General features: G+C 72.0%; 12 protein-coding genes. 3 read left to right on the top strand and 9 right to left on the bottom strand.

The genetic code is table 11. The features are described from left to right. Positions 1-7 precede the first annotated feature (7 nt). From QSK20_RS17420 to QSK20_RS17460, 9 genes are all read right to left on the bottom strand, one after another. Complete coding sequence (locus QSK20_RS17420; protein WP_285789633.1) at positions 8-2770, bottom strand: hypothetical protein; 2763 nt, start codon at positions 2768-2770, stop codon at positions 8-10. Positions 2771-2775: 5 nt separating this feature from the next. Next, positions 2776-4131, bottom strand: a complete 1356-nt coding sequence (eccB, locus tag QSK20_RS17425; protein ID WP_285789634.1) for a type VII secretion protein EccB — start codon at positions 4129-4131, stop codon at positions 2776-2778. Between the two features lie 6 nt (positions 4132-4137). Further along, positions 4138-5547 carry a type VII secretion integral membrane protein EccD gene (eccD, locus tag QSK20_RS17430; RefSeq protein WP_285789635.1) on the bottom strand — a complete coding sequence of 470 codons (1410 nt, stop codon included), beginning with the start codon at positions 5545-5547 and terminating at the stop codon, positions 4138-4140. Positions 5548-5560: 13 nt separating this feature from the next. Next, positions 5561-9520 carry a type VII secretion protein EccCa gene (eccCa, locus tag QSK20_RS17435; protein WP_285789636.1) on the bottom strand — a complete coding sequence of 1320 codons (3960 nt, stop codon included), beginning with the start codon at positions 9518-9520 and terminating at the stop codon, positions 5561-5563. A 19-nt stretch (positions 9521-9539) separates the two neighbouring features. Further along, positions 9540-9878, bottom strand: coding sequence for a hypothetical protein (locus QSK20_RS17440; RefSeq protein WP_285789637.1), 339 nt, complete (start codon positions 9876-9878; stop codon positions 9540-9542). Further along, complete coding sequence (locus QSK20_RS17445) at positions 9871-12621, bottom strand: hypothetical protein (RefSeq protein WP_285789638.1); 2751 nt, start codon at positions 12619-12621, stop codon at positions 9871-9873. The genes QSK20_RS17440 and QSK20_RS17445 overlap by 8 nt, the downstream gene beginning before the upstream one ends. Before the next feature lie 77 nt (positions 12622-12698). Then, complete coding sequence (locus QSK20_RS17450) at positions 12699-13637, bottom strand: hypothetical protein (RefSeq protein WP_285789639.1); 939 nt, start codon at positions 13635-13637, stop codon at positions 12699-12701. Between the two features lie 95 nt (positions 13638-13732). Beyond that, on the bottom strand, positions 13733-14035 hold the full coding sequence (locus QSK20_RS17455; protein WP_145834323.1) for a WXG100 family type VII secretion target: 303 nt from the start codon (positions 14033-14035) through the stop codon (positions 13733-13735). Between the two features lie 32 nt (positions 14036-14067). After that, a complete protein-coding gene (locus QSK20_RS17460) occupies positions 14068-14382 on the bottom strand; it encodes a WXG100 family type VII secretion target (RefSeq protein ID WP_285789700.1) in 315 nt (104 codons plus the stop codon). A 313-nt stretch (positions 14383-14695) separates the two neighbouring features. Between QSK20_RS17460 and QSK20_RS17465 the strand changes: the two genes are divergently transcribed. The 3 genes from QSK20_RS17465 to QSK20_RS17475 are packed head-to-tail and all read left to right on the top strand — an operon-like array spanning position 14696 to position 26259. Further along, positions 14696-15115 carry a YbaB/EbfC family nucleoid-associated protein gene (locus QSK20_RS17465; protein ID WP_285789640.1) on the top strand — a complete coding sequence of 140 codons (420 nt, stop codon included), beginning with the start codon at positions 14696-14698 and terminating at the stop codon, positions 15113-15115. Next, positions 15112-16116, top strand: coding sequence for a hypothetical protein (locus QSK20_RS17470; protein WP_285789641.1), 1005 nt, complete (start codon positions 15112-15114; stop codon positions 16114-16116). Before QSK20_RS17465 ends, QSK20_RS17470 begins: the two co-directional genes overlap by 4 nt. Positions 16117-16125: 9 nt before the next feature. Further along, positions 16126-26259: a DUF6531 domain-containing protein gene (locus QSK20_RS17475; RefSeq protein ID WP_285789642.1), complete on the top strand. Its 10134-nt coding sequence runs from the start codon at positions 16126-16128 to the stop codon at positions 26257-26259. The last annotated feature ends 71 nt before the right edge of the window (positions 26260-26330 follow it).

Here is a 26330-nt window from a genome sequence, read left to right on the forward strand (position 1 = left end):
CGCGGCATCACCCCTTCTTTCCGGTCGGAGGGCGGACGAGACCGGGCAGCGCCCCGAAGCGGCTGACCGAGGCGGCGCCGATCCGCCTGCGGGGGTCCGCGCCGGCCCACCGGTCGAGGCTGCGGCGCAGGGAGGTGACGGCCAGCTCGTCGAGCGACGACCGCTTCTGGTCGACCCGGCCGTCGTCGTCGATCTCGTTGGCGCCGATCTCGCGGAGCAGGATGGTGCCGCGCCGGTCACCGGCCGGTTCCGCCGCCTCAAGGATCTTGAAGTGGGTGCCGGGCAGGAACACCACCCGGTCCTCGACGCGCTCCTCCCCCTCCGGCTCCAGCAGGGCGGTACGGCGGGCCGTCATCGACCAGATCAGCACGTCGGTGTCGCCGTCCTGGTTGGCGCAGGGTGCGGTCAGCATGGTGACGAAGCTCCAGTCGGTGACCAGGCGTCGGCCCCGGTACAGGTGCCACTCGTCGTCGCCCGGCGAGGTACGCACCACGGTGCTCCCCCGGAACGACGGCAGCCGGGAGAGACCGGAGACCACGCAGCGGGCGAGCGGGACGTGCGGACCGACCGCGCCCGATCGGAGGCCGGTGTCGATGCCGACGCCCCGGCGGGTCAGGAACAGCCGGGTCGCCACCGAGTCGACGAGGATGTCGTCGGCGGTGCTGTCACCGCCGGCCTTCATCCCCGGGTGCTCCGACATGATCCGGGAGACCGAGCTGGCCATGGTGTCGAAGTCCCGGCTCAACGAGCGGCGCAGCCAGGCCCGCTCCTCCGCCAGCCCGTGGGCGGGCAGCAGGGCGGAGGCGTCCGGCGTCACCACCGGCTGGATCCGGTGACCGGACGGCCCGCCCTGCGTCACCGGCCCGACGCGGCCGACGGACGCCACCTCGGTCGGCGCCTCCACGACCACTGCCACCGGCACCTCCACCGGCACGGGCGGCGCGGGCGGGGTCGACGCCCCGACCGACCGGGAGGTGTCCCCGGGCGACGGAGCCGGCGCGACGTCGGGGGTGGGGACGGCAGCCGGAGCCGGCACGGTGGTGGCCGGGGATCCGAGCGCGGCGGGTGACGCCACCTCGGGCCGACGAGCCGGCGACGCCACCTCGGGCGGCGGGGCGGGCGCGTCGGGCGGAGGCGGCGGCAGTGCCGATCCGGCCGTCGCCGTCGGCCGTGCCGGGTGCGCCGGCCCGACGTCCCCGGGTCCGTCGATCGAGGACTCGGTCGGAATCTCGGCGGGAGCGGGTGGGACCACCGGAGCGGACGGGGCCAGCGGAACGGGCGTCGCGACCGGAGCGGGCGGCGTCACCGGAGCGGACCCCACCGGCGAGACCGGAGCGGACGCCACCGGCGGGACCGGGGACAGGTCGATCGGCTCGGGGATGGTCGTGACGCCGACGGTCGGGATCTCCGCCGGCACGCCGGGGGGAGGCGGGGAGGCGGCCGTCGGCGGCATCGGCGGCAGCTCCGGTGCCAGCGTCAGGTTCGCCTCCGCCTGGCCGCCCGGCTTCTGCCCCGGCACCAGCACCGACGCCGGGAACAGCGCGCTGGGTTGTCCCATGCCACGGTCGATCCGGGCGGCCAGGTCCTCGGCGAGTTCCCGCATCCGCGCCGTCCGGTTCGGCGTGGTGTCGTCGAAGATCATGGTGATGCCCTCGGGGTCGAGCGGCGTGGCCCGGACCCGTTCCGCGTTCCCCGGCTCCTCCGCCGGGCGGATCCACAGCCCGGCCTCGATCACCTCGACCACCGCGTCCGGGGCGTACCAGTACACCCGGGGCTCGATCTCCTCGGTCCACCGCAACGGGCCACGGTGGTCGAGCAGGAGCGGCCGGCGGGCCAGCGAGTTGGGGTGGGGCCGTGGCGAGTAGCCGAGTTCCAGGGCGAAGGGCGGCCAGCCCAGGACGCCGTCCGCGCGTACCGTCCGGATCTCGAACTTGCCGGGCGCGCCGATCGGGACTCCCGGGTAGCAGACGACCTTGGTGGCGAGCAGGTCGGCGAGGGTCTGGCCGAACGACTCGCCCTCGGGCATGCGTATCTCGCCGTACTGCACGAAGCGGGCCCGCAGCCGGTTGTCCGGGTCCAGGTCACGCCAGAACCGGACCACGTCGTCGAGCGAGAGCGGCTCGGTGCCCGGGCAGCCGAGGAGGACGGTCATCGTCTCCGCCTGGCACGGCAGGTCGGCGACGAGGCGGCCACGGTGCTCGGCGACGACCTCCGGCGCCCGTACGTCGTGGATCCACACCCCGCCGGGCAGCGGCTCGATCTCCCCGGTGGAGCTGGAGGCCCGGCGTTCGGTCGCGGCGGTGTCCCAGGCCGGCGTCGGGTACCGCTTGGAGTCCCAGGCGGGCGGCTTGCCGGGGCGGAACCGCACCCAGCCGCTGCCCGGCTTCGAGTGCACGAAGAGCGCGCCGGCCGCCCCCCGGATCAGCTCACCGTCGGGCGCGATCACCGTCCGGTTCAGCCGCTCCGACAGCCACTGCCCCGCCATCGCCGCCGTGTCGTTCCGCTCCCCGCAGGCGACCAGCCGGATACCGCGACGGCGGCGCGGCAGGACACCGGCCATCGACTCCCAGGAGCCGATCGGGATGCCGCTGCCCAGGTCCAGTACGACCAGGTCGTTCTCGTCGTCCGCCATCACCGAGAGCGCGAGGGACTGCGCCTCGCCGCTGATCTCGTCCGGGTGGTGCAGGACGAGCGCGTTGCCGACGGTGTGCTGCACCACGTCGCCGGGCTGACGTCGCCCGCCGCGCAGCAGATCTCGGATGGATGCCATGGACGCTACCCCCTAGCGGGACCGTTGACGGCGGTACGGCTGAGCACCGGGCCCTGCGGCACGACCGCGAGCAGGTCCCTCGGAAACGGAACGGCGGGTGCCGAAGCGAGTTTCAGGGCGGAGACCGTGTCCGGGTCGGCGAGCCGGTACGCGATGCCCTGGTCCGAGATCAACGCCACCTCGGCGACGGGGCCGACCTTGGGCACCGGGGTCACCGTCATGCCGGAACCCGGCTCGACCAGCACCCGCGTCGCGCCGTCGTCGCCGACCCCGGACGCGCGCCGGTCGGTGAGCACCACCTCGCTGACGACCCGCTCCCCGTCGACCGGCCGCTGCCGCAGGCAGAGCACCCGGCCACCGGGATCCTGCCACTGGTGGCCGGTCAGGTCGGGCAGCCGCTCGGTCAGCGTCCGGTCGCCGGAGCGCGGCGCCCCGGCGACGTCGGCCGCGTCCAGGGTCACCGGCGCGTCGCCACCCCGTACCGTCGCGAGCACGAACTCCATCCGGTTGACCGGTGCCAGCCCGTCCGGGCGGAGCACGAAGAGCTGCTCCGGGCCGGCGACGGGCTGCTGCCGGAACAGCGTGCCCACCGGGTGGACCCGCCCGGCGACCCGTGGGCCCGGGGTGCCCGCGGCCGGGATCCGGGCCGGGCCGAGCGTGACGCCGGTCGGCAGCCGGTCCAGCCAGGCGGCCGGTGCGACGGCCACCCGCGCGTTGGCCGCGCCGAGGGCGACCAGCACCGAGGCGTCGGCCACCGGGAACTTGACCGGCCCGGCGAGCACGAACGTACCGCCGTCCGGGCCGCGTACCACCGCGAAGGTGTTCCCGGTCAACGGTGCGGCGGCGGCTCGCGGGTCGAGGTTCACGCCGAGCCCCGCACCGGGCCGGTCCACCACGGAACCCGGCAGGCAGACCAACCACGGGCCCCGGGCCAGCGCGGCGACGGCGGGGACGGACTGCGGCGCGTCGGCGATGCCGACCTCCGGGCCGCGCGGCAGGTCCTTCAGCGAGTTGCGCGAGATGAGCTTCACGGCTGCGGACGGGCCCTGGACCAGCATCGCGGAGGTCAGGTTCGACATCGGATAGAGCATGCCGTCGCGGTAGACGTACCGGACGCCGCTCTCCTTCTCGACCAGGATCGCGCCGGCCTGGCGGTACGCCCGGCTGCCGCCGGGCACGAGCCACCCGTAGACGGCGAACCCGGCGCCGACCAGGAGCACCACGATGATCCCGATCAGCATGCCGGTCAGCGCCCGCTGCCCGGGGATCTGCGCGCTGGTCGGATCGCCCTGGACGAGCGCCGAACTCAGTCGCCCGGTCATGAAGCTGTGGGCGTGGACGTGGTCGCGCTGGGTCTGCATCGCCGGCTACCCGAAGAGCCCACGGGCCCAGGCGTAGATGCCGAGGACCTGCGCCAGGATCGGCAGGACGGCCACGCCCGTGACGACGTCGAAGAAGGTCGCCGTGTACTCCCAGAACGGGAGCATGCGCCGTGGCCAGGGCCGCAACGCCGCCATCACGAGCGGCACCAGCAGCCCGACCAGCGCGCTGAGCAGCACCCAGCGCCAGGCGGGCGACAGCATGTCGGCAAGCTTCGTGATGACCATGAGGCAGCCGACGGTACCGGCGGCAACGAGCGCGCAGCGCTGCCAGACACCGAGAAAGGTACGCGAGCGCAACAGGATTGCACTGGCGACCACCAGCACGAAGCTCCACCCCGCCCAGCCGCGCACCGTCATGGTGAAGTGGAACAGCACCGGCAGCACCAGCGCCGCCGTGACCATCGCGACCGTCAGGTAGGTGTCCGCGTCGTCGGTACGCCGGTGCACCTGGTCCGACGGCGCGGGCGCGATGTCGTACGACATGTCCTCACTGGTCTTCGGCAGTTGCGGACCGCGCAGCCGGGACAGCTTCACCGCCATCCGGGGGGCCAGCACGATCACGACGAAGATCAGCAGGACGGCGACGGCGGCGGCGCGTGGCATGCTCATCCCGCTGCCGTCGCGCATCAGCAGGATCACCGTGGTGACCAGGCCGGTCACCCCGGTCACCAGCAGCGGTGGCGCCGGCAGGTGGGGCGCGAAGGTCCGTTGCGCGAGCAGCAGGACGGCGGCGACGGTGAGCACGGCGACGGCGGCGGCGAGGATCGCCGCGCCGGTCACCGCTATTCGCTCCGGATCGCCGTCGACGGCGCTGGACGCGGCCACCGCCGCGAACCCGGCCGCGCCGCCGCCGAAGAGCAGCGAGAACGCGCCGTCGTCCAGCCGCCGGCCGCAGAACAGCGCGGCGGCCAGGAGCGCGCTGCCCAGTACGGCACCGGCCACGACCTGCGGCAGCGCCGGACCGTGCGAGGTGAGCACCGAGGCGACGGCACCCATGGCGACGACCGACAGCAGGATGAACAGGATCCGGCGGTACTCGGGCTGCCAGCGGTCGGAACGTCGGTTGACGGCGATGGCGACCCCGTCGGCGAGGTCGTCGAAATCCAGTTCGGGCAGCGGGTCCTCGGCCGGGCGGAGGTGGAGTTCCTCACCTTCGAGCCAGTCCAGGCTCTCCGGGGTCCCGGCCAGCTCGAACGGGGCCTGGCCGAGGCGCTGCAACACCCAGGCTCCCTCGCCCGTGCTCGAATCGGGGCGCTGGTCGCTCTCCGTGGTCTGCTGCACCAGCAGCGGCAGCAGGGCGGCCACCGTGGTGGTAGCCGGGACCGCCAGGTCGACCCTGCGGGCCGGACCGACGACGGTGATCCGGCAGAGTTCGGCGCTGAGCGTGGCGCTCACCCGTGCTCCCCTCTCATGCGACATGTCCGGTCTGGATCAGCTTGACGCTGCGTCGGGTGACCAGTTGGGCACGTCCGGGTGGCAGCCTGCGCGGCACCGCCTCGCCGAGGAACCTGCCCTCTTCCTTCGGGTACGACAGCAGCGCGGCCGGGGTGCCGAGTTCCCACATCCGGCGCAGGACCGGGTCCATCATGGCCCGCATCGCGCCCGAGGTGCTGCGCGCGATGATCACGTGCAGTCCGATGGAGACGCCCTGCGCCAGCAGCGGCAGCACCGGGTCGAGCGCGGAGCCCGGAGCCGTCGAGCGGGTCATCAGGTCGTAGTCGTCGACGATGACGAACAGCTCCGGCCCCTCCCACCAGTCCCGCCGCCGCATCCGCTCGGAGGAGATCTCCGGGCCGGGCACCCGGCGGTTCATCGAGACGGCGGTCTGACCGGCCAGTTCGTGGAGCCGGTCGCCGGTGAAGCCGAACCCGACCTGGTAGTCGGGGGTGATCGCGGTGTCGAGGTCGCGCCGCGAGTCGCCGAGGACGACCTTGGCCTGGGCCGGCGTGTAGTGCTGCTGGATCGCCCGCAGCACCAGCCGGAGCAGGTTCGACTTGCCGGTCTCGTTGTCGCCGAGGACCAGCAGGTGCGGGGTGGTCATGAAGTCGTGCCACACCGGCGCGAGCCGTTGTTCGTCCCGGCCGAGGCACACCTTGAAGGCCGGCTCCGGCACCGGCAGGCTCTCCACCGGAAGCTGGGTCGGGAGCAGCCGGACGCCCGGCGCGGGCGGACCGGTCCAGAACGTGGTGATCTCCTCGACCGTCGACTTGGTGGCCTCGGCGAGGTCGTCGACGGAGGAACTGCCGTCCATCCGGGGCAGTGCCCCGAGGAAGTGCAGGCCGCCGCTGGTCAGGCCCCGCCCCGGCTGGTGCGGCACGGTGGCCGCCCGGCGCGAGCCGACGTCGGACTCCATCGAGTCCGCGAGCCGCAGTTCCAACCGGGTGCCGAGCAGGTCCCGCAGCCAGGTCCGCATCTCCGACCAGCGGGTGGTGGAGACGATCACGTGGATGCCGAACGACAACCCCCGTGAGGCCAGCTCCTGGAAGCGCGTCTCCAGGTCGCTGAAGTCCTGCTTCATCGTGTACCAGCCGTCGACCACCAGGAACACGTGCCCGTACGGGTCGTCGATCTCGCCCCGCGCCCGCGCCGCCAGGTAGGTGCCGATCGAGTCGAGGCCGCGGTTGGCGAACTCGTACTCGCGACGCTCCATGACCTGCCAGACCTCCTCGATGGTCCGGACCACCCGGTCGCGTTCCATCCGGGTGGCGATGGAGCCGATGTGCGGCAGCCCGGCGATCGAGGCGAGCCCGCCGCCACCGAAGTCGAGCCCGTAGAACTGCACCTCGCGCGGGGTGTTGGTGAGCGCCAGCGCGAGGATCACGCTGCGCAGCAGCGCGGACTTGCCGCTCTGCGGCGCACCGGCGATGCCGACGTGCCCGTCCGCCCCGCCGAGGTCGATGGTGAGCAGTTCGCGTAGCTGGTCGGCGGGGCGGTCGACGATGCCGACCGGAACCCGGAGCCGGCCCTGTGCGCTCTGGTCGTCCACCGTCATGCCCCGCACCGGGTCCGGTACGACGCTGGGCAGGAGCGTGTCCAGGCTGGGCGGGGTCGACAGCGGTGGCAGCCACACCTGGCGGGCCGGCGGGCCGGAGCCGGCGATCCGGTCGAGCAGCACCTCGACGAGGCTCGGCCCGGTGAGGTTCCCGGTCTCCTCCGGCTCGGTGTCCTCGACCGGTTCGGCGGCCCGGACCCGCCCCGGGTCGTGCCGGACCGCGACCTGCCCGGTGGCGAACGGGACGACCTCGGCGAGGATCCGTTCCTCCTGGTCGTCGTCCCCCTTGCGCAGCCCGCTGCCCTTGTACGGCCCGGAGACGTAGGCGGACTTGAAGCGGACCAGATTGGAGGTGTCGATCTTCAGGTAGCCGTTGCCGGGCTCGGGCGGCAGCTCGTACGCCTTGCCGACACCGATCACCGACCGGGACTCCATCGACGAGAAGGTCCGCAGGGCGAGGCGGTACGACAGGTGGCCCTCGACCCGGTTGATCCGGCCCTCGTCCAGGCGCTGCGAGGCGAGCAGCAGGTGCACGCCGAGCGACCGGCCGAGCCGGCCGATCGAGACGAACAGGTCCATGAACTCGCTCTTGTTGGAGAGCAGCTCGCTGAACTCGTCAACGATGATCAGCAGGACCGGGAACGGCACCAGTTGGGCACCGGCGGCGCGGGCCTTCTCGTAGTCGAACAGCGAGGCGTACCCGCTGGCCCGCAGCACCTCCTGGCGGCGGGTCATCTCCCCGTTGAGCGCGTCCTGCATGCGGTCGACGAGCGGCAGCTCGTCGGCGAGGTTGGTGATCACGGCCGAGGTGTGCGGCAGCTTCTCCATGCCGAGGAAGGTCGCCCCGCCCTTGAAGTCCACCAGCACCAGGTTGAGGATCTCCGAGGAGTGGGTGGCGGCCAGCGCGCAGACCAGGGTCCGCAGCAGCTCGCTCTTGCCGGATCCGGTCGCGCCGATGAGCAGCCCGTGCGGTCCCATCCCGCCCTGCGCGGACTCCTTCAGGTCCAGCTCGATGACCTCACCGCCCTCGGTGACACCGATCGGCACGGTGAGGCGGTTGCGCTGCGGCGCGCGGGTCCGCCACAGCGCCGCGACGTCGAAGGTGTGCGCGTCGCGGATGCCGAGCAGCGTGGTCAGCTCGAAGTCGCTCTCCAACGGTTCCTCGACCGCGTCGAGGACGCCGCTGGTCCGTTTGGGGGCGATGATCCGGGCCAGCGCCTCGCATTCGGCGGCACCGAGTGCGTCGGGCACCGCCGAGCCGGTGGTCTCCCCGGCGGGGAACGTCACCGCCTCCCCGTCCAGGGTCAACCGCAGCACCTTGGGCCCGCCCGGCATCTGGCCGGTCAGGTCCAGCAGGACCACGTTACGGATACCCGCGCCGAGCAGCCGGGAGCTGTCCGGCAGGTCGGCCAGGTGCGCGACGATCACCAGAAACGGTTCGGTGGACGAGGGGCGGGCCTCCCGGTCGTGGTCGCCCCGGTCGGAGACCTCCAGACCGATCAGGTCCATCAGCTCCTCGTGGCCACCGGCGAACATCCGCACCGGACCGGCCGCGTCGAACGCGGTCGGGTGGGCGTTGTGCGGCAACCACTTGATCCAGTTCCACGGGCCCCGGTGGACCTCCGGCGCCAGCACCGCCACCCGCAACTCGTCCGGCGCGTGCAGGGTGACCAGCGCGGCCACCATGGCCCGGACCAGGTCGACGGCCGCGTCGGCGTCCCCCTCGAACTCGACGCTGGTGAAGCTGCGCAGGCCCACCGAGGTCGGCACGCCGGAGACCGTCCGGTACGCCTCGGAGAACCGGCGCAACGAGATCGAGGCGAGCGGTTCGAGATCCTCGATCGGCTTGGTCTGCGGCGGCAGGAACCGCAGCATCGCGTTCTGCCGGCCGAGCCCGATCCGGACCCGGCCGAAGTCCTCGTGGCTGGGTCGCCGCTCCCAGAGCCGACTGCTCATCGCCACCGACCAGAGCCAGTCGGGCTGCGGGTGGGTCCAGATCACCGACTGGCGCTGCTGCTCGGCCGCCCGGCGCGCCTGCCGGCGCAACTGGGCGATGTACCGCAGGAAGTCGCGCCGTTCGCCGCGCATCTGGCGCTTGCGTTCGGCAGCCGCCCGGCCGATCTGCATGAGGCCCATGAGCAGCATCCCGGCGGCCATCGCGCCGCCCATCACGTACATCACCGGAGCCCGGCTGTAGAGGCCGAACATGGCCATCATCGCGCCCATGCCGAGCCCCATCGGCACGATCATGGCGAACGAGCGGAAGTCGAGCGGCGCCTCCTCCGCCATCAGTGGTGGTTCCTGCAGCTCGACCTGCCCGTCCGGAGTCTCCGGGCCGGTCGCGCGAGGCGGGCGTTTGACCGTGACCGTACTCATGCCGGTGTCCCGTCTCCACTCATCCGAGCACCCCCGACCCCGCGCCGCCGCCACCCCAGGCCGAGTCGTCCTGCCGGAGCAGGTTCACCGCGTACCGGGGCCGCTCGACGGCGGGGTACCCGTCCTCCTCGTCGGTCTGCTTCGCCTGGCGACGCTTGGCGGCCTCGCGTGCCTCGGTCTCCTCCCGCTCGCGCCGGGCCTCGTCCATCGCTCGTTGCTTCTCGCGCATCAGTTCGAGGCGTTGCGCGGCGGTGTAGTCCGGGCCGCCGCACATCGCCGGTCGTCCCCCACCGGGCGGCGTCGTCGGGCGTTCCCGCCGCCACGCCTTGAACGGTGTCGGCTCGATTCCGTCACCCACCGGTCGTCCTCTCCGTACGCTCGACGTCGCCGTACAGCCACCACGCGTCGCCGGTGTCGTCCCAGCCCGACGTGTCGGCACCCGCTTCGGCGGGCCGCACGATCGGCACCCGGTCCTCGTCCACAGGCGGCTCGGCCCCGGTCCAGGTGGGCTCCTCCTCGCGGAGCAGCTCGGCGGCGTCCGGCCGGCCGGGCGGCTTCCGCCTCCCGTTCCCGTCCCCGGGCACCGGAAGCGGGATGCCGACGACCACGATCGGGTCCGCCGGGGTGACGTGGAGACCCGTCCCGCCGGACGTCGTGCCGGTGGGCGCCGCCGGATCGGCGGGCGGGTCGACGTCGGCGGTCGCCCAGTCGGCGCTGTCCCCCTCGACCAGACCGGCGGCATCCGGACGGTCCGGCGTCGAACCGTTGCCGGGACCCGCCCCCGGCGCACCGGGAGCACCCGGCATCGGCGGCAGTCCGGCGACCGGCACGGGCCCGGTGACGGGCACAGCCGGCACGGGACCGGTGACGGGCGACGGCGGGGCCGGCACCGGTGGGTCGCCGGGTCCGGGCCGTTCCCCGAGGCCGGCACCACCGGGGGCGGCACCTCCCGGCGCGTCCGGGACGTCCACACCACCCGTGGACGGCTCCCAGTCCGCCCCGTCACCCTCCACCAAACCGGCCGAATCCGGACGCTCCGGCGTCGAACCGTTACCGGCACCCGCCCCCGGCGAACCCGGAGCACCCGGCATCGGCGGCACCAACGGCACCCCACCACCCGGAACCCCGCCCACCGGCGGCGACCCACCCGGCACCTGCCCCAACGGCGGCTCACCCAGGCCGGCACCACCGGGGGTGGCACCCCCCGGCGCGTCCGGGACGTCCACACCACCCGTCGACGGCTCCCAGTCCGCCCCGTCACCCTCCACCAAACCGGCCGAATCCGGACGCTCCGGCGTCGAACCGTTACCGGCACCCGCCCCCGGCGAACCCGGAGCACCCGGCATCGGCGGCACCAACGGCACCCCACCACCCGGAACCCCGCCCACCGGCGGCGACCCACCCGGCACCTGCCCCAACGGCGGCTCACCCGTCCCCGGGCTGCCGGGGGTGGCACCGCCCGGGGCGAACGGGTCGCCGGGCCTGGGCGTGCTCGGAGCCCAGTCGTCCTGGTCGCCTTCGACCAGGCCGGACGAGTCCGGACGCTCCACCGGCGATCCGCCGCCGCCCTGACCCGCACCGGGTGACCCGGGCATCCCCGGCATCGGTCCCGGCACCGGCGCACCGGGCAGCAGCGGAGTGCCGCCGGGCACGTCGACGCCACCGGGCACGCCGCCCGGCAGGCCGCCGCCCGGCACACCGCCCGGCAGGCCGCCGCCCGGCACGCCACCGGGCAGGCCGCCGCCGTCGGGCAGGTCCACACCACCCGGCACGCCACCGGGCAGGTCCGGCGGATCGATACCGCCCGGCACACCGCCGGGCAGGTTCCCGCCACCCGGTACCTGACCGGGCAGGTTGCCGCCACCGGGCGGCGTCGGCAGGCCACCGACCCCGTCCGGTACGTCGCCGATGACCGGCGGGGCGGGCCGGTCCCGGTCGTTGTTGCCCGGGTTGCCGCCGCCCGGCGGGGCCGGGATCACCGGCGGTACCAGGCCGCCCGGCACTCCACCGCCGGGGCCGGAACCGCTCCCCGGTGGGTCGCCGAGCACCGGAGGATCGAGGCCGGGCAGACCGTTCCCCCCGGGAGGTAGACCGGAGCCGGGCGGCGGGTCGAAGGAGGGGCCGCCCTCCAGTCCCTCCGGATTCACCCTCATGTTGCCGGGCGGATCCGCGACGGGCGGGTCGTCCAGGGAGGGGTCGGGAATGTCGGAGCCGGGCGGCGGATCGAACGACGGCGGCTCGTACGGAGGCTGGGTCGGCGGGTCCGTCGGCGGGTCGGTGGGCGGATCGGTCGGCGGATCGAACTCGAACGGCGGATCGGTCGGCGGGTCCGTCGGCGGCTCGGTCGGCGGGTCGGTGGGCGGATCGGTCGGCGGGTCGGTCGGGGGATCCGCGGGGCCGAGGTCGCCGTTGCCCTCGGGCGCGTTGACCGAGCCGTAGTCCAGCCGCGCGTACTGCTTCGCCAGTGTCTGCGCCACCTGGAGCATCTGGTCGGTCATCGGTCGGGCGAACCGGGTGGAGCTGATCGCCACGTTGCCGCCGTCCGTGTGGTTGGCACCATCGGCAGCGGCGATCTGCGCCCAGGCGATGTCGAGGTAGTCGAGCTGCTCCTGCGCCCATTTGAGATAGCTGGCGTTCATCATGAGCTGGTGCGGCACGCTCGCGGTCCCGGGCATGCCGTCGCCACCGAGCAGCCGTTCCGCCTGGTTCCCCAGGAACTCGCTCAGATAGTCCATCTTCGCCAGGAACGCATCGGCCGCCCTGCCCTGCCAGGGGCGTTCCTCGCCGGCGATCGCGTGCGAGTGGAGGCTGATGAACGTCTCCAGCCAGTGCAGCAGGTTGTACGCCTGCTGGAACCCGTTGGCCGCATCCATCAGGCTCGGATAGCTGACCAGGCCCTCGGCGTACGCCTGCCCCTCCGCGTTCTCGATCGCCGACCCGCCCTTGATGGCCGCCTTGATCCGACGCCATCCGGGCGGGTCCATCCGCGCCCAGGTCTCCAGGTCGTTGACGTCGTCGATCGGCGTGTTCGGCGGAGGAAAGGTTGCCGGCGGGTCCACGGAGTTGGTCCAGTCGTCCTGCTCCGACTCTGTTTCTGCCATGCCCTACACCAAGCCCCTAGATGAGTTCGAGGACGTCGACGTGCGGCACCGGGACGTCCCGGCCGAGCGCCCGACGTCTAGTTGTCTCCGTCGCCCGCCCCGTCCCCGTCACCGGAGCCGTCGCCACCGTCGCCGTCGCCGCCCTCACCCGAGGAGCTGATCTGGCCGAAGTCGTCGATGCCGTTGATGTGACCCCACGGATCGCTCAGCGCATCGCCGAGCTCCTCCTCGGTCATCGCGTTGAACTCGGCGGTGCTCTCCTCGAAGTCCTTGCCGCTGCGGACGTTGCCGTCCTCGGTGAGTTCGTAGGAGTCGGCCATCTCCAGCAGGCTGAGGCGGAGGGTGTAGAGCGTCTGGTGGATCTTCTCCAGCAGACCCTGGGTGTCGCCGACCAGGCCCACGCCTTCACCGGTGCCGTGGATCTTGCGCCGCATGATCTCGGCCACGGCGAACTTCCCGGGCTTGACCTCCAGGCTGGCGAGTTCGTCACCGACCCGGAGCATGAGGCTGCCGCCCCGACCGTTCGGGTCGTCGAACAGCTCGCCGATGGAGTTGGCGAAGTACCGGATGGCCGCGGTGCTGACCAACAGGTCCCCGGCCGAGTTGTCGCTGCCACCGGTGTAGACACTGACCTCCGGCGGGTCGATCGACCCGTCGATGTCGAGGTGGTCGGACTCGTCGAACTCGTCGAAGTCGACGGAGTCCTCGTCCGGGACGTCGTTCTCCCGGAAATCCGCGACCAGCGCGTTCCAGCTCTCGATTTCGACGACCTCGGCCTTGTACCAATCGTAGGCGGCCTTTTCTTCGGCGGTGTAGTCCGACCAGTCGATGTTGTTGATCCCGTGGTTGTTGCTGTTCGACATGATGTCGGCCTGGATCTTGTCGATGACCGCCTGGATCCATCCGTCCGGATGCTCCTGCGGAAACCCCTCGATCTCACCGTTGTTGAACTTGTCGAGGATGCCGATGTGTTCGATGGCTCTGTCGTTGGGATAGCTGAAATCGATGGAAGCCATCCGTCCACAACCTTTCCAGCGCGGCCGACTCTAGGGAATTGGTGCCGGGAGAAGCCGACCGCCGGGGGGCACCCACCCCGGCGGCCGGCCGGCGGTCAGCCGCCGCGGACGTCGTTCCAGATCTTGGTGTGCCGCTGCTCGGTGGTCCCGTAGTTGTCCGAGATCGCCAGCAGCGTCTGGCGGGCCTGTTCGAGGTAGACGGTCATCTGCTGGGCGGCGGCGCGCCACTCCACCTTCGCCACGTGGTAGGCGCTCCGGGCGTCACCGCTCCACTGCTCGATGCTCCGCTCGACGTTGCGCTCCATGTCGTCCAGCGAACCCGAGATTTGTCCGTTGATCCGATTCATGTCATAGAGGGTGGCGTCGGCCTGGTTGAAGTCGAACCGGTAGTCGGACACGGTCAGATCCTTTCGAGGTGAGGGAATGCGGTTCAGACTCCGGGTAGCGCCGTCATGAAGTTCTGGGCGGTCTGCGAGGCCTCGTCCTCGGCGGCCCGGTAGCCGGCGGTCGTGGCGCCCATCACGTCCATCATGTGCAGCAGCTTTTCGATGATGGTCTGGAAGGACCTCTCCCAGTTGTCCATCGCCTGGTTGAAGTTCTTCGAGGCGGCACCGTGCCAGCTCGCCTGGAGGGTCGCCATCTGCGAGTTGACGGCGCGCAACTGGTTGGTGAACTCCTGGGCCCGGTGGGCGAACTCGGTGGCCGCCGCCTGCATGCCCGGATCGGCGGTCTGGACCGTTGGCATGGTCACAACGACATTCCTTTCGTCGTACGTCAGCGAATGACGACGTCGAACTCCTCTGCTCGGCGTCCGCCGTGCCGAAGGTTCCTGGCGATCGACCGTTCCCGGCAAGGTCCCGGCCCGGCGGATGTCCGAACGACGGCCGAACTCTGCCTACTTCCCCCTTCCCCCTCCGGTGCGTCCCGCCGCCGCAGACACGACCGGCCGTGCGGTCGGGAAAAGGCCCTGCACGTTCGTGCCCGACCGGCAGCGTGCCCCTTCCACCGCGCGAAGGGGCGCACCTGTACTGGTAGCCCGCGCAGAAGGGAGCCGGCCGATGAACTTCGACGATCGCGTCGAGGAGCTGTTCGCGGAGTACCAGCGTCAGCGCAGCAGCGTTGCCACCCTCCAGGAGCGGATGGGCAAGGTGCAGGGCTCCGCCACGTCCCCGCGCCGCGAGGTGACGGTCACGGTCGGGCAGAACGGCGTGCTCACCGAGATCAGCTTTCCGACCAGCGCGTACCGGCGGATGACCCCCGCCGAGTTGCAGGCCGCCATCATGCAGACCTTCGGCGAGGCCAAGGAGCAGGTCATGGAACAGCAGGCGGCACTGATCGCGCCGCTGCTGCCGCCCGGCATGGACGCGGCCAAGATGGTCCGTGGAGAGGCCGGCCCTGACATGTACCTGCCGCCCGAGGGCCCCCGGATGACCAGCGGTGTCCGTGCGCTGCTCGGTCTCGATCCGGAGCAGCCGTGAACCAGCCGCGCGGTCACGTCTGGGTCGACCCCGAGGGCGTCATCTCGGTCGGCGACTCGTACGCCCAGCACACCGCCCGGTACCACGAGTGTCTGCGCCGGCTGAACCTGCTGCGGGCGCGGTACGAACGCGCGTGGGGCGACGACGAGATCGGCAACCAGTTCCAGAACCAGTTCAGCCAGACGATGGACGGCGTCGAGGGCGCCATCCTCACCGTTCTGGGCTACCTGGAGTACGCGGCGGTCGGGTTGCGGGTCAGCGGTGAGGGCTACCGGCAGGCGGACGAGGACGCGGCCGTCGGCGGGCAGATGATCGCCGGAGAGTTCGCGAACCTGCCGTTCCGGCCCGCTGCCGGAGACGGCGTGCCCACCGAGCACGCCCAGCGCATCCCCCTGGAGCCGGTCGCCGGTGAGCGTGCGCAGTACGCCCTCCGGAGACCCGTCGACGGCGAGCCCGGCCAACTCACCCCCCAGCTGGCCGTCGGGCGGGTCGAGCATGCCGGGTACGCCCCCTGGACACCCGTCGACGGCGAACTCGGCAAGCTCACCCCACGGCTGCGCGTCGCCGGCCCGATCATCGACCCGGAGGCGGTCGAGTCACCGACCAGCTTCCTGGCATCGAGGAGGCCGGCGGAGTTCGCGGAGGCGTCCCCCGCGATCCCCGCGTCTCCCGCGATCTCCGCCTTCCGGCGGTACGACACCACGGGCGTCCTCGTCGACGGTGACCCGATTCCCCCCGGTTACGAGCTGCGCACCCTGACCACGTTCCCGGACGGCACCTCGCGGATCGACGCCAACGGCTACGACTCGATCATCCCGTTGGGCACCCGGACGCCGATCAGCACCGACGGCCACCCCGTCGACTCCGACGGCGACCAGTTCTTCCTGCTCAAGCCGAAGGAGGACGCCGTTGTCGACCCCACCGTTCCCGGTTACCGTCCACTGCTGATCAGCTTCGGTCCGGACGGCTCGGCGACGCCGTTGTTCGTGGATCCCGCCTGACGCCGTCCCATGGGCGACTTCCACATCCCCAACGACCCCAACTGGCAGTGGGCGTACGACGCGATCCTCTACACCGTCGGTGAGGAGTTTCCCAAGGGCGATCCGTCGGAGCTCAAGGCGCTCAGCATCGAGCTCGAGCGGTTCAGCGCGAACCTGGCCAGCGGGATGGCCGCCACCCAGGCGCTCGGCTTCGGGCTCCAGGGCAACCTCGACGGGCCCGCCGCCGACGCGTTCGCCCGGTTCCAGCAGATCATCACCCGGCCGATCCCCGGAGGCGTCCGGAGCGCCCTGATCGCCGGCGATGTCGCCAACCGGGCCAACCAGCTGATCGACTACGGCCAGACCCAGATCGTCGTCGCGGCATTCATGATCGTGCTGGACATCGCGACGGCGATGGCGTCCGGTTTCGGCGTCTCGCTCGTTCCCGCGTACCTCAAGCTCGGTCAGGAGATCACCGAGGCGCTGCTCGACCGGCTGGAGAACCGGCTGCACCAACTGATCGCCCAGCTCGCGATCCAGGGCGCGGAGGAGGGCCTGGAGGAGGGCGCCGAGAGCGTCATCGCCCAGACCATCGTGATCGCCAAGGACAACAAGGACGACGGATTCAGCTGGTCGGACCTCGGCGAGGCGATCGGCGCCGGCGTCGCCATCGGCACCGTCGCCGGCGGCGTCATGATCGTCGGTGGCCGCTACTTCCCCAAGCTCTCCGGCACCACGCACGGACAGGCCGGGCTGGGCGCGATCGGTGAGACGCTCGGCGAGTTGGCCTACCTGGCCATGGTCGGCGGGCTCGGGAGCTTCAACGCGCTGGCCACCGCCGTGTCGTCCGCCGTCGGCACCTACGCCAGCAAGTACGCCCACGACCTCGGCAAGGCCCTCGGCGGTGGCCCGGCCGCGCCCGATCCATCCGGTGTGAAGGGGGGCCCTTCGAAGGACCTGGCGGCGACAGGTGGCGGCCCCGGCGCCGGCGGAGCGGATGCCCACGACACCGGCGAGGAGGTTGGTAACCGGCCCCGGCCCGACGGCACGGACCTTGACGCCGACCCGCTGGAGTCCGGCGACACGTCGACCTCCGACATCGATGGTGCGCCGTCGGGCGGGCTCGGCGCGCTACCGGTTCCCCCACCCGGCCCGCAGCCGCCGCCGGGTCTCCGGCCCGCGCCGGCCACCACCATCCCGGACAGCGGCCCCCCGTCGACGGGGCAACCCGGCAATCCGTCCGGGAACGAGTCCACCGTGCCACCGCCCGCCGCGACCGACCTGGTGCCCGGCCCGCCCGCCGCAGGCGGCCCGGTCCCCGGCCCGCCCGTCACCCCGGGCCCGGGACTGCCCGGCTTCGACGCCCCGCCCACCGCCAATACGCCGGACGGCGCTGCCCAGCAGCCCACCGTTGGCCCACCGCCCGTCCACCGCCCGGAACCCGTACCCGGTCCCCACGGCCAGCCGACCGACCCGATCGGCACCCCACCGCCGGTGGCCGCCCAGCCCGGTCCGGTGGGCGTTGTCCCGGGCACCGTGCAGGGCGTCCCGACGGACCCGATCACGAACGGTCCCAGCACACCGGGACCGCTCGACCCACCGGTCGTCGCGCCGCTCGCACCGCCCCTCGCACCGCCTCTCGCGCCACCTCTCGCGCCACCCGAGCCACCCCTCGCGCCACCCGTCGCACCACCCCCGCCGCCCGTCGCGCCACCCGTCGTCCCCGGGTCCACCTGGACACCCGACCCGACCGGCGTCACGCCGGTCCCCCCGGGGTCGGAGGTCGGCGCGACACCCGTGGGCCAGCCGACCACCCAGGCCCCGCCCCCGCCAGCCCCGCCGCCCGCCACGGGGCCACCGGGAACAACCCTGCCCTCTACGGCTCCGAGCACGCCTCCACCGGCCGCAGTCCCACCGAGCACGACCCCCGGCAACTCCCCGCAGACCGGCACCACCCCCACCGGCCTCCCGCAGACCGGCACCGCCTCCTCGCCCCCGGGCCCGACGGAGACGGAGACCGTCTCGACGTCGGACACGATCGGTCGCCCGGTACCGGTGCCGGCAGAAGCACCGCCTTCGTACCTGGACGTGGTCGGACCGGTACCGGCGGAACCGCCGCCGTCGTACCAGGACGCCATCGGACCGGTGGAGCCGGAGACGGAGGTGGAGACGGAGGCGGAAGCCGAAACGCTGCCGTCGTACCAGGACGCCGTCGGACCGGTGGAGCCGGAGGCGGAGACACTGCCGTCGTACGCAGATCTGGAGCCACCTCCCCCGCCCTACGAGGCCGCGCAGAACTCGCCCCCGTCCACGCCGGCCGAGCCGGGCCGGCTCGCCTCCGGTAAGGAGGTGCCACCGGGCCAGCGCTCCGACCCGAAGACCCACGCCACGTCTCCCGACCCCGCGCGGACGCCGCCCCCACCGGTGTCGGGGAAGGTGGAGCAGTCGACCATGCCCCGACCGGCGACCACGGTCGAGGGGCCCGACGTCAAGATCCCGTCGAGCCCCGATGCCAAGGTCGCACGCGACGCCGACCGCGCCGGACGCACGGTGGTGCCGCCGCCGCTCGGCGCTGAGAAGGCTCCCCTCCGGGCGGTCGTCGCCCCTGTGCCGCCGTCCGGCGGTGAGAAGGCCCGTCTCCGCGCGGTCGTCGCTCCGGTGCCACCGCCCGGCAAGGGGCCGTGGCTGCGGGACGTGCCGCCCGCCGTGTTCGCGAAGTCGACCGCCCAGACGGTCTGCGTCGGTGACCCGATCGACGTGACGACCGGCCGGATGATCTACACCGAGACCGACGCCCGCCTGCCCGGCCTGACCCTGGAGCGGACCCACCGCTCGGACTACCGCTGGGGCCGGTCCTACGGCCCGAGCTGGGCGTCCACGCTGGACCAGCGCGTCGTCACCGACGGGGACCGGGCCTGGTTCCTGGCCGCCGACGGCTCGATCCTGACCTATCGGTTGCCCGCCGAGGGCGAGGAGGCGCTGCCGCTGCTCGGCCGTCCCGTTGCGCTGCGCCGGCTGGTCGGCGGTGGCTGGTCGCTCACCGATCGGGACACGCTGCTGCTGTTCGCCCCCGGCGGGGACGGCAGCGAGGCGTTGCTCTCCGACGTCGCGACGGGCCGCACCCGGTGGTACGTCGCCCGGGACGACGAGGGCACCCCGACGTTGCTGGAATCGTCGTCCGGCGACCGGGTGGAGCTGCGCACCCACGCCGGCCTGGTGACCGGCGCGCGGTTCGTGCCGGTGGACGCAGACGACGAGGTCGAGTTGCCGGCGTTCGACTACGACGACCGGCACCGCCTGGTCGCGGTGCGGAACTCGTCCGGCGACCCGGTCCGGCTCGACTACGACGGGGACGGCCGGATCACGCGCTGGGAGGACCGCAACGGCGAGTGGTACGAGTACACCTACGACCGGGCGGGCCGCTGCGTGCTCGCCGACGGCAACGGCGGCCACCTTCGCTACGCGTTCACCTACGACGACGGCGTCACGGTCGTGACCGACTCCCTCGGTGGCGTCCACCGCTACGAGCTGAACGACCAGCTCCAGGTCACCGCGGTCACCGATCCGCTCGGTGCCACCACCCGTGACGAGTGGGACACGGCACACCGGCCGCTGTCGCGGACCGACCCGCTCGGGCGGGTCACCCGGTTCACGTACGACGAGGCGGGCCGCCCGGCCGCGACGATCCTGCCGGACGGCAGCCACCGCAGGACCGCCGACGACGGCGGGCGGGCGGGCGGCGTACCCGGGATGACTTTTGATCTTGATGGCCTGGGCCGGCCGAGGACGGCGCGGCGGCCGGACGGCGCCGTCACGGAGTTCGGCTGGACCGCCGAGGGCGACCTGGCCTGGCGCATCGGCCCAGACGGCTCCACTCAGGAATGGCATTACGACGGCGAAGGGAATCTGGTGGAGACAATCGACGCCCAAGGGCGTTCCGTGCAGATCGAATATGGTTCGTTCGATCTGCCCACCGCACGGATCGACGAGGCGGGCAACCGAACCGAGTTCGCCTACGACACGGAACTCCGGCTGGTCGCGGTCACCAACCCGCAGGGCCGGGTCTGGCGGTACACCTACGACGCGGCCGGTCGACTCGCCACCGAGACCGACTTCGACGGGCGGACCCAGCGCTACGCCTACGACGCGGCGGGGCAGTTGGTCGCCCGGACGAACGCGGCGGGCGAGACCACCCACTACGCCCACGACCTGCTCGGTCGGGTGGTCGAGCGCCGGGTCGGCGACGTGGTCACGCGGCTGGAGTACGACGCCGACGGCAACCTCGCCGTCGTGGAGAGCCCGGACGCGGTGGTGCGGTTCGAGCGGGACACCCAGGGTCGGGTGGTCGCGGAGACCATCAACGGTCGCACCGTCCGCACCTCCTACGAGGGTGACGGGGTGATCGCCCGGACCACGCCGTCGGGCCGGTCCAGCCGGTGGACCCTCGACGCGCAGGGCCAGCCGGTCATGCTCGTCACCGGCGGGCACGTGCTCCGGTTCGGCCACGACGCGGCCGGGCGGGAGATCAGCCGGACCGTCGACGACGTGCTGGCGCTGCGCCAGACGTTCGACGCGGCGGGCCGGCTCGCGGCACAGCACATCGCCGACGCCGCCGTGCGGGGCTTCGACTACGACGCCACCGACCGGGTAGTCGCGATCGCCGACACGCTCGACGGCGACCGTTCGTTCCAGGCCGACGAGACCGGCCGGATCCGTACCGTGGCCGTCGACGGCACGGAGCGGGAACGGTACGACTACGACGCGGCCGGCAACGTCGTCGGCAACGGCGGCGGGCGCTGGGAGTTCGCCGGCAGCATGCTCCTGCGCTCGGACGACGCGCGGTTCGAGTACGACGACCGGGGCCGCCTGACCACCCGGGTCGACCCGGCGGGCACCTGGCGGTTCACCTGGAACGCCGAGGACCGGCTGGTGCAGGCCACCACGCCGGACGGCGACCGGTGGCGCTACCGCTACGACGGCTTCGGCCGCCGCGTCGCCAAGCAACGCCTGGCCGGCGACGACACGGTCCTGGAAGAGGTCCACTTCGCCTGGGCCGGCGACCTCGTGGTCGAGCAGACCGACGCCACCGGCACCGTCTCCTGGGACTACTGGCCCGACGGGTCCGCGCCGGTCACCCAGACCAACGGCGACGACCGGCTGCACACCGTCGTCACCGACGCCATCGGCACCCCCACCCACCTGGTCGAGCCCGGCGGCCACCTGCGCTGGTGGTCGCGGGGCGACCTGTGGGGCCGCACCAGCGACCCGGTCGGCACCCCGCTGCGCTTCCCGGGCCAGTACCACGACACCGAGACCGGCCTGCACTACAACCGGTTCCGCTACTACGACCCGGCGACCGTCCGCTACCTCAGCCCCGACCCCCTCGGTCTGGCCGGCGGACCCAACCCGACCGCGTACGTAGACGATCCGCTGACCACCTCCGACCCGCTCGGCCTGGCCCACTGCAAGGGAGGCAGCAGCAGGAGCAGCAGCCGGTCGTCCGAGAGTTCGCACGACTCACACCGGTCGGGCCGTTCGCACCGTTCACACGGCTCACACCATTCGCATCGTTCGCATCGCTCGCACCGCTCGCACGGCGAGCCGAGCAACCTGCCACCGCAGCCCGCCCCGCCCACGCCGGACGACCTGGTCGGCGGGCCGCAGTCCGAGCTGGACGCCGCGTTCGACCCCGTGGTCACCGAGGACGACCACTCCCGGCAGCACTCGCTCAGCCAGCTCTCGTCGGACAGCTCGTCCTACGACGACCTCCAGGAGAACCTCGAACCGCTGCTCGGAGATGCCCCGACGGTCGACTTCGTGCACGCCCAGATGGACTGGGCGAGCATCGAGTACCGCTTCTCCCAGTACCACAATCTGTGGAACAACCCGCGGGTGATGAGCGCCTACTACGGCTTCAAGGAGCAGATGAACTTCGAGCTCAAACTGAAGGCCAAGGGCCTCACCGACGACGAGATCGACGCCAAGGTCATCAAGAAGTTCGGCGCCGACCGGGTCGCTCCTTTCGCGCAGACCCTGGCGGAGAACCACGCCTTCTCCGTCCCGGCCGACTGGTGGGTTCAGAACCAGAACGACCCTAACTTCGACCAATCCCTTCAGGAAGCGGTGGAGGACTACCGGCCGAATCTCGCCCTCTGGGGCAAGATCGGTCCGGCGGTCGCCGAGCGGATCACGAAGGAAGACCACAAGCGGATGCTCGAAGCGTCCCCCGGCGGGGTGATCTTCGACAACAAGATGCTCGGCACCAAGGACTTCTACCACTACCCGCCCGGCTACAACCGGATGTGGGTGCTGTTCTCCCACCACCTCGTGGACCGCACCACCGGAATCGTCGACGCGCATGTGTTCCGCGGGGTCATCAAACCGAGCGTCCTGTACGACACCGAGGCGAAGACGCTCTTCAGCAGCCCCAACATCGAAGCCCTGCGGGTCGTCATCTGGGATTTCGTCCCCGGAAAGAACAAGATCCACAGGGTGGGCGAATACGTCGTCCGCTCCCAGGGATCCCTGGACGGACGGGTTCCGATCCTCGAGGCCAAGAATCTCTCGAAATCGTTCAAGGATCACCAGCAGAAACTCTACGAACAGCTCGTCTACCGCCGGGAGAACTACAACCGGCTCGGACTGCAGAACTCGCTGGACGATTATCCGGCGGTCGAACGAAGAGACAGCAACTACATCTTCATCGTGTCGGACGCGTCCCAGCCCGAAGTCGTGGAGAGTCCGGCAGCCATCACCCGCAGATGGTCGCTGGCGCGGGACTACGCGACGGCCGACAACCCGCTGGCCCGGGTGGACCAGATGCTGGCCGTGCTCCAGTATTCGCAGGACAACCCGGATCTGTCGGGGAGCGAGTCCCCGGTCGCCGAGCTCATGGACGAGTTCTCGACCATGAGCGTGGACCCGACCGGCAGCCGGTCCGGCTCGACCGACAGCATCCCCGTGCCCCCGGCCCGGCACAACACCGCCTACGACCCGGCCGACACCGAGTACGGCCCCCTGCCGGAGAACCCGAATCCGAGCCCGCGCGGATCCGACTACTCACCGACCCTGGACGCCGTACCGGAGGATGCCGCTGCCGTCACGGACTGGAACGATCCGAACTGGAACCCCCCGTCCATCGGCGAGCGCCGTGACTCCAACGACGTGGGGCCGACCGAGCGCAGCCACCGGTCCACCGGATCGTCCCGCAGAAGATCCAGCAAGCACTCGGGCAAGAGTTCCCGCAGCAGTTCCTCCAAGTCCAGCAAGTCCAGCAGTTCGCACAGTTCCCGCCGCAACGCCCCCGCCCCGGTCCCCACGGACACCACCTGGGACCACCAGAACGACCCGGCGTACGGCACCGAGGAGTCGACGTACGCGGAGCCGAGTTTCTTCGCGGACCGGATCAGCTACGCCGACCGGATCACCGACGACCAGGTCAACTACTCGAACCCCCTCTACCAGGACCAGTCGCCCTACACCGGCGTGCCGTTCAGCGACCTGTCACCGGCGGCGTCGGTGAAGAGCACCGACGAGACGTACTGCGAGTCCGACCCGATCGACGTGACCACCGGTCGCATGATCCTCACCGAAACCGACGCCACGCTGCCGGGTCTCCCGCTGGTGCGCACCTACCGCTCCGACTACCGCTGGGGCCGGTCGTTCGGCCCGGCCTGGGCCTCGTCGCTGGACCAGCGGATCGTCGTCGACGGCGAGCAGGTGCGGTACCTGGCCGAGGACGGTTCCATCCTGACCTACCCGCTGGTCGCCGAGGGCGAGACGGCGCTGCCGACGCTCGGGCGGGCGCTGCCGCTGCGCCGGATGGTCGGCGGTGGCTGGTTGCTCACCGACCCGGCGTCCGGCCGGGCCTGGGTGTTCGCCCCGGCGAGGCGCGGTGAGTCGCTGCTCAGCGACGTGACCGACGGCGGCCTCCGGTGGTCGATCGCCCGTGACGACGACGGCACTGTCACCCAACTGCGCTCCTCGGCGGGCGCCACGATCACGTTCACCTCGGCCGAGGGCCTGGTGACCGGGATGCGGCTGCCGGACCACAACGGGGTGCTGGTGGAGGCGTCCCGGTTCGGCTACGACCAGGACCGCCAGTTGGTCGAGATCGTCAACTCCTCGGGCGACCCGGAGTACTTCACCTACGCCGACGGGCGGATCGTGCGCTGGGACGACCGGAACGGCGAGTGGTACACCTACACCTACGACGAGGCCGGACGCTGCGTCGCCACCGACGGCAAGGACGGCTACCTGCGCTACCGGTTCGAGTACTCGGACGGCCTGACGGTCGTCACCGACTCACTCGGCGCGGTGCGCAGGTACGAACTGAACGACCGCCTCCAGGTGGTGGCGGAGACCGACGGCCTCGGCGCGACGACCCGGCACGAGTGGGACGACGCGTACCGGCTGCTGTCCCGGACCGACCCGCTCGGCCGGACCACCAGCTACGAGTACGACGCCGACGGGCGGCCGACCGTGGTCACCCGGCCGGACGGCAGCCGCTCCACGACCACCTACGACGAGCTGGGCCGGGTCACCTCGTGGACGGACTTCGACGGCTCGACCGGCAGTCGGGAGTTCGACACCGACGGCCGGATGCTGGCCGAGATCGACGCCAGCGGTGAGGTCGTGCGGTTCGACCGGCCGGCCGACCACGGCCGGGGAACGGCCATCCAGGTCGGTCCGGCGGTCGTGGTGCGCAACGCGGTCCAGCAGGTCACGTCGATCACCACCGGCGACGGCGACACCCACTACGAGTACGACCACCTCGGCCGGGTCGTCATGATCGAGACCGATCAGGGCATCACCGAGGTCGGCTGGACGCTGGAGGGCGAGCTGGCCTGGCGGGAGAACCCGGACGGCAGCGTCGAGGAGTTCGGTTACGACGGTGAGGGCAACCTGGTCGAGGCGGTCGACGCCGCCGGCCGCCGCACATACCTCGAATACGGCGCGTTCGACCTGGTCACGGCCCGGATCGACGACGAGGACAACCGCACGGAGTACGCGTACGACACCGAGCTGCGGCTGACCGGCATCACCGACCCGGAGGGCCGTACCTGGCGGTACACGTACGACCTGAACGGCCGGTTGGTCGAGGAGACCGACTTCGACGGGCGCACCCAGCGGTACGCATACGACGCCGCAGGCCAGCTCGTCGAGCACATCGACGCGGCGGGCGAGGTCACCCACTTCGCCTACGACCTGCTCGGCCGGATGGTCGAGCGCCGCACCGGGACGGCCGTGACCCGGCTGACCTACGACGCCGCCGACCGGATCGTGTCGGCCACCGACGGCGACTCGGAGATCCGGCTGGAGCGGGACGTGAACGGGCGGGTGGTCGCCGAGACGGTGAACGGGCGCACGGTGTCCAGCTCGTACGACGAGCAGTTCGGCGCGGTCACCGCGCTGACCCGCCCGTCCGGCGCGGTGACCCAGTGGTCGTACGACGAGTCCGGGCGGCCGACCGTCCTGGTGGCCGGCGGGCAGCGCCTCCGGTTCGCCTACGACGGCGGACGTGAGGTGAGCCGCAGCTGGGACGCGGGCCTGACGATCGAGCAGGACACCGACCCGGCGACGGCACTGGACGACCGCACGGGTGGGTCGGGCGACGTCCGGTACACGCTGGACGCCCTGGGCCGGCCGGTCACCCGGTCGGACGCCTCCGGTGACTGGCACCTGACCTGGGACCACCAGGACCGGCTCACCACGGTCACCACGCCCGGTGGCGACCGCTGGCACTACCGGTACGACGCGTTCGGACGGCGGATCGCCAAGCAGCGCCGCAACGCGAAGGGCCAGGTGCTGGAGGAGACCACCTTCGTGTGGTCCGGTGACCTGCTGGTCGAGCAGCACCACCGGGGTCGCGGCACCAAGGTCACCACGACGGCCTGGGAATACCACCCCGCCGTGGCGCACCCGGTCGCCCAGATCACCGACGGAACGGTGCACGCCGTGGTGACCGACGAGGCGGGCACCCCGACGCGGGTCGTCGGCACCGACGGCAACGGACCGGGCGAAGCGGGCGGTATCCCGCTGCGCTCCGGCGGCCGGTACCTGGACGCGGAGACCGGGTTGCAGTACGACGGTTCCCGCTACCACGACCCGGTGACGGCCCGTGTCCTGCCGGAGTCGCCGACGGCTCCGTTGCCCGTCAGCTGAGTCCCGGTGCCTGCCCCGGTCACCCCGCTCGGGTGACCGGGGCAGGCACCACCCCCACGATCGAGGAAAGG

Source organism: Micromonospora sp. NBRC 101691 (genome assembly GCF_030269285.1).
Lineage (GTDB): Bacteria > Actinomycetota > Actinomycetes > Mycobacteriales > Micromonosporaceae > Micromonospora > Micromonospora echinospora.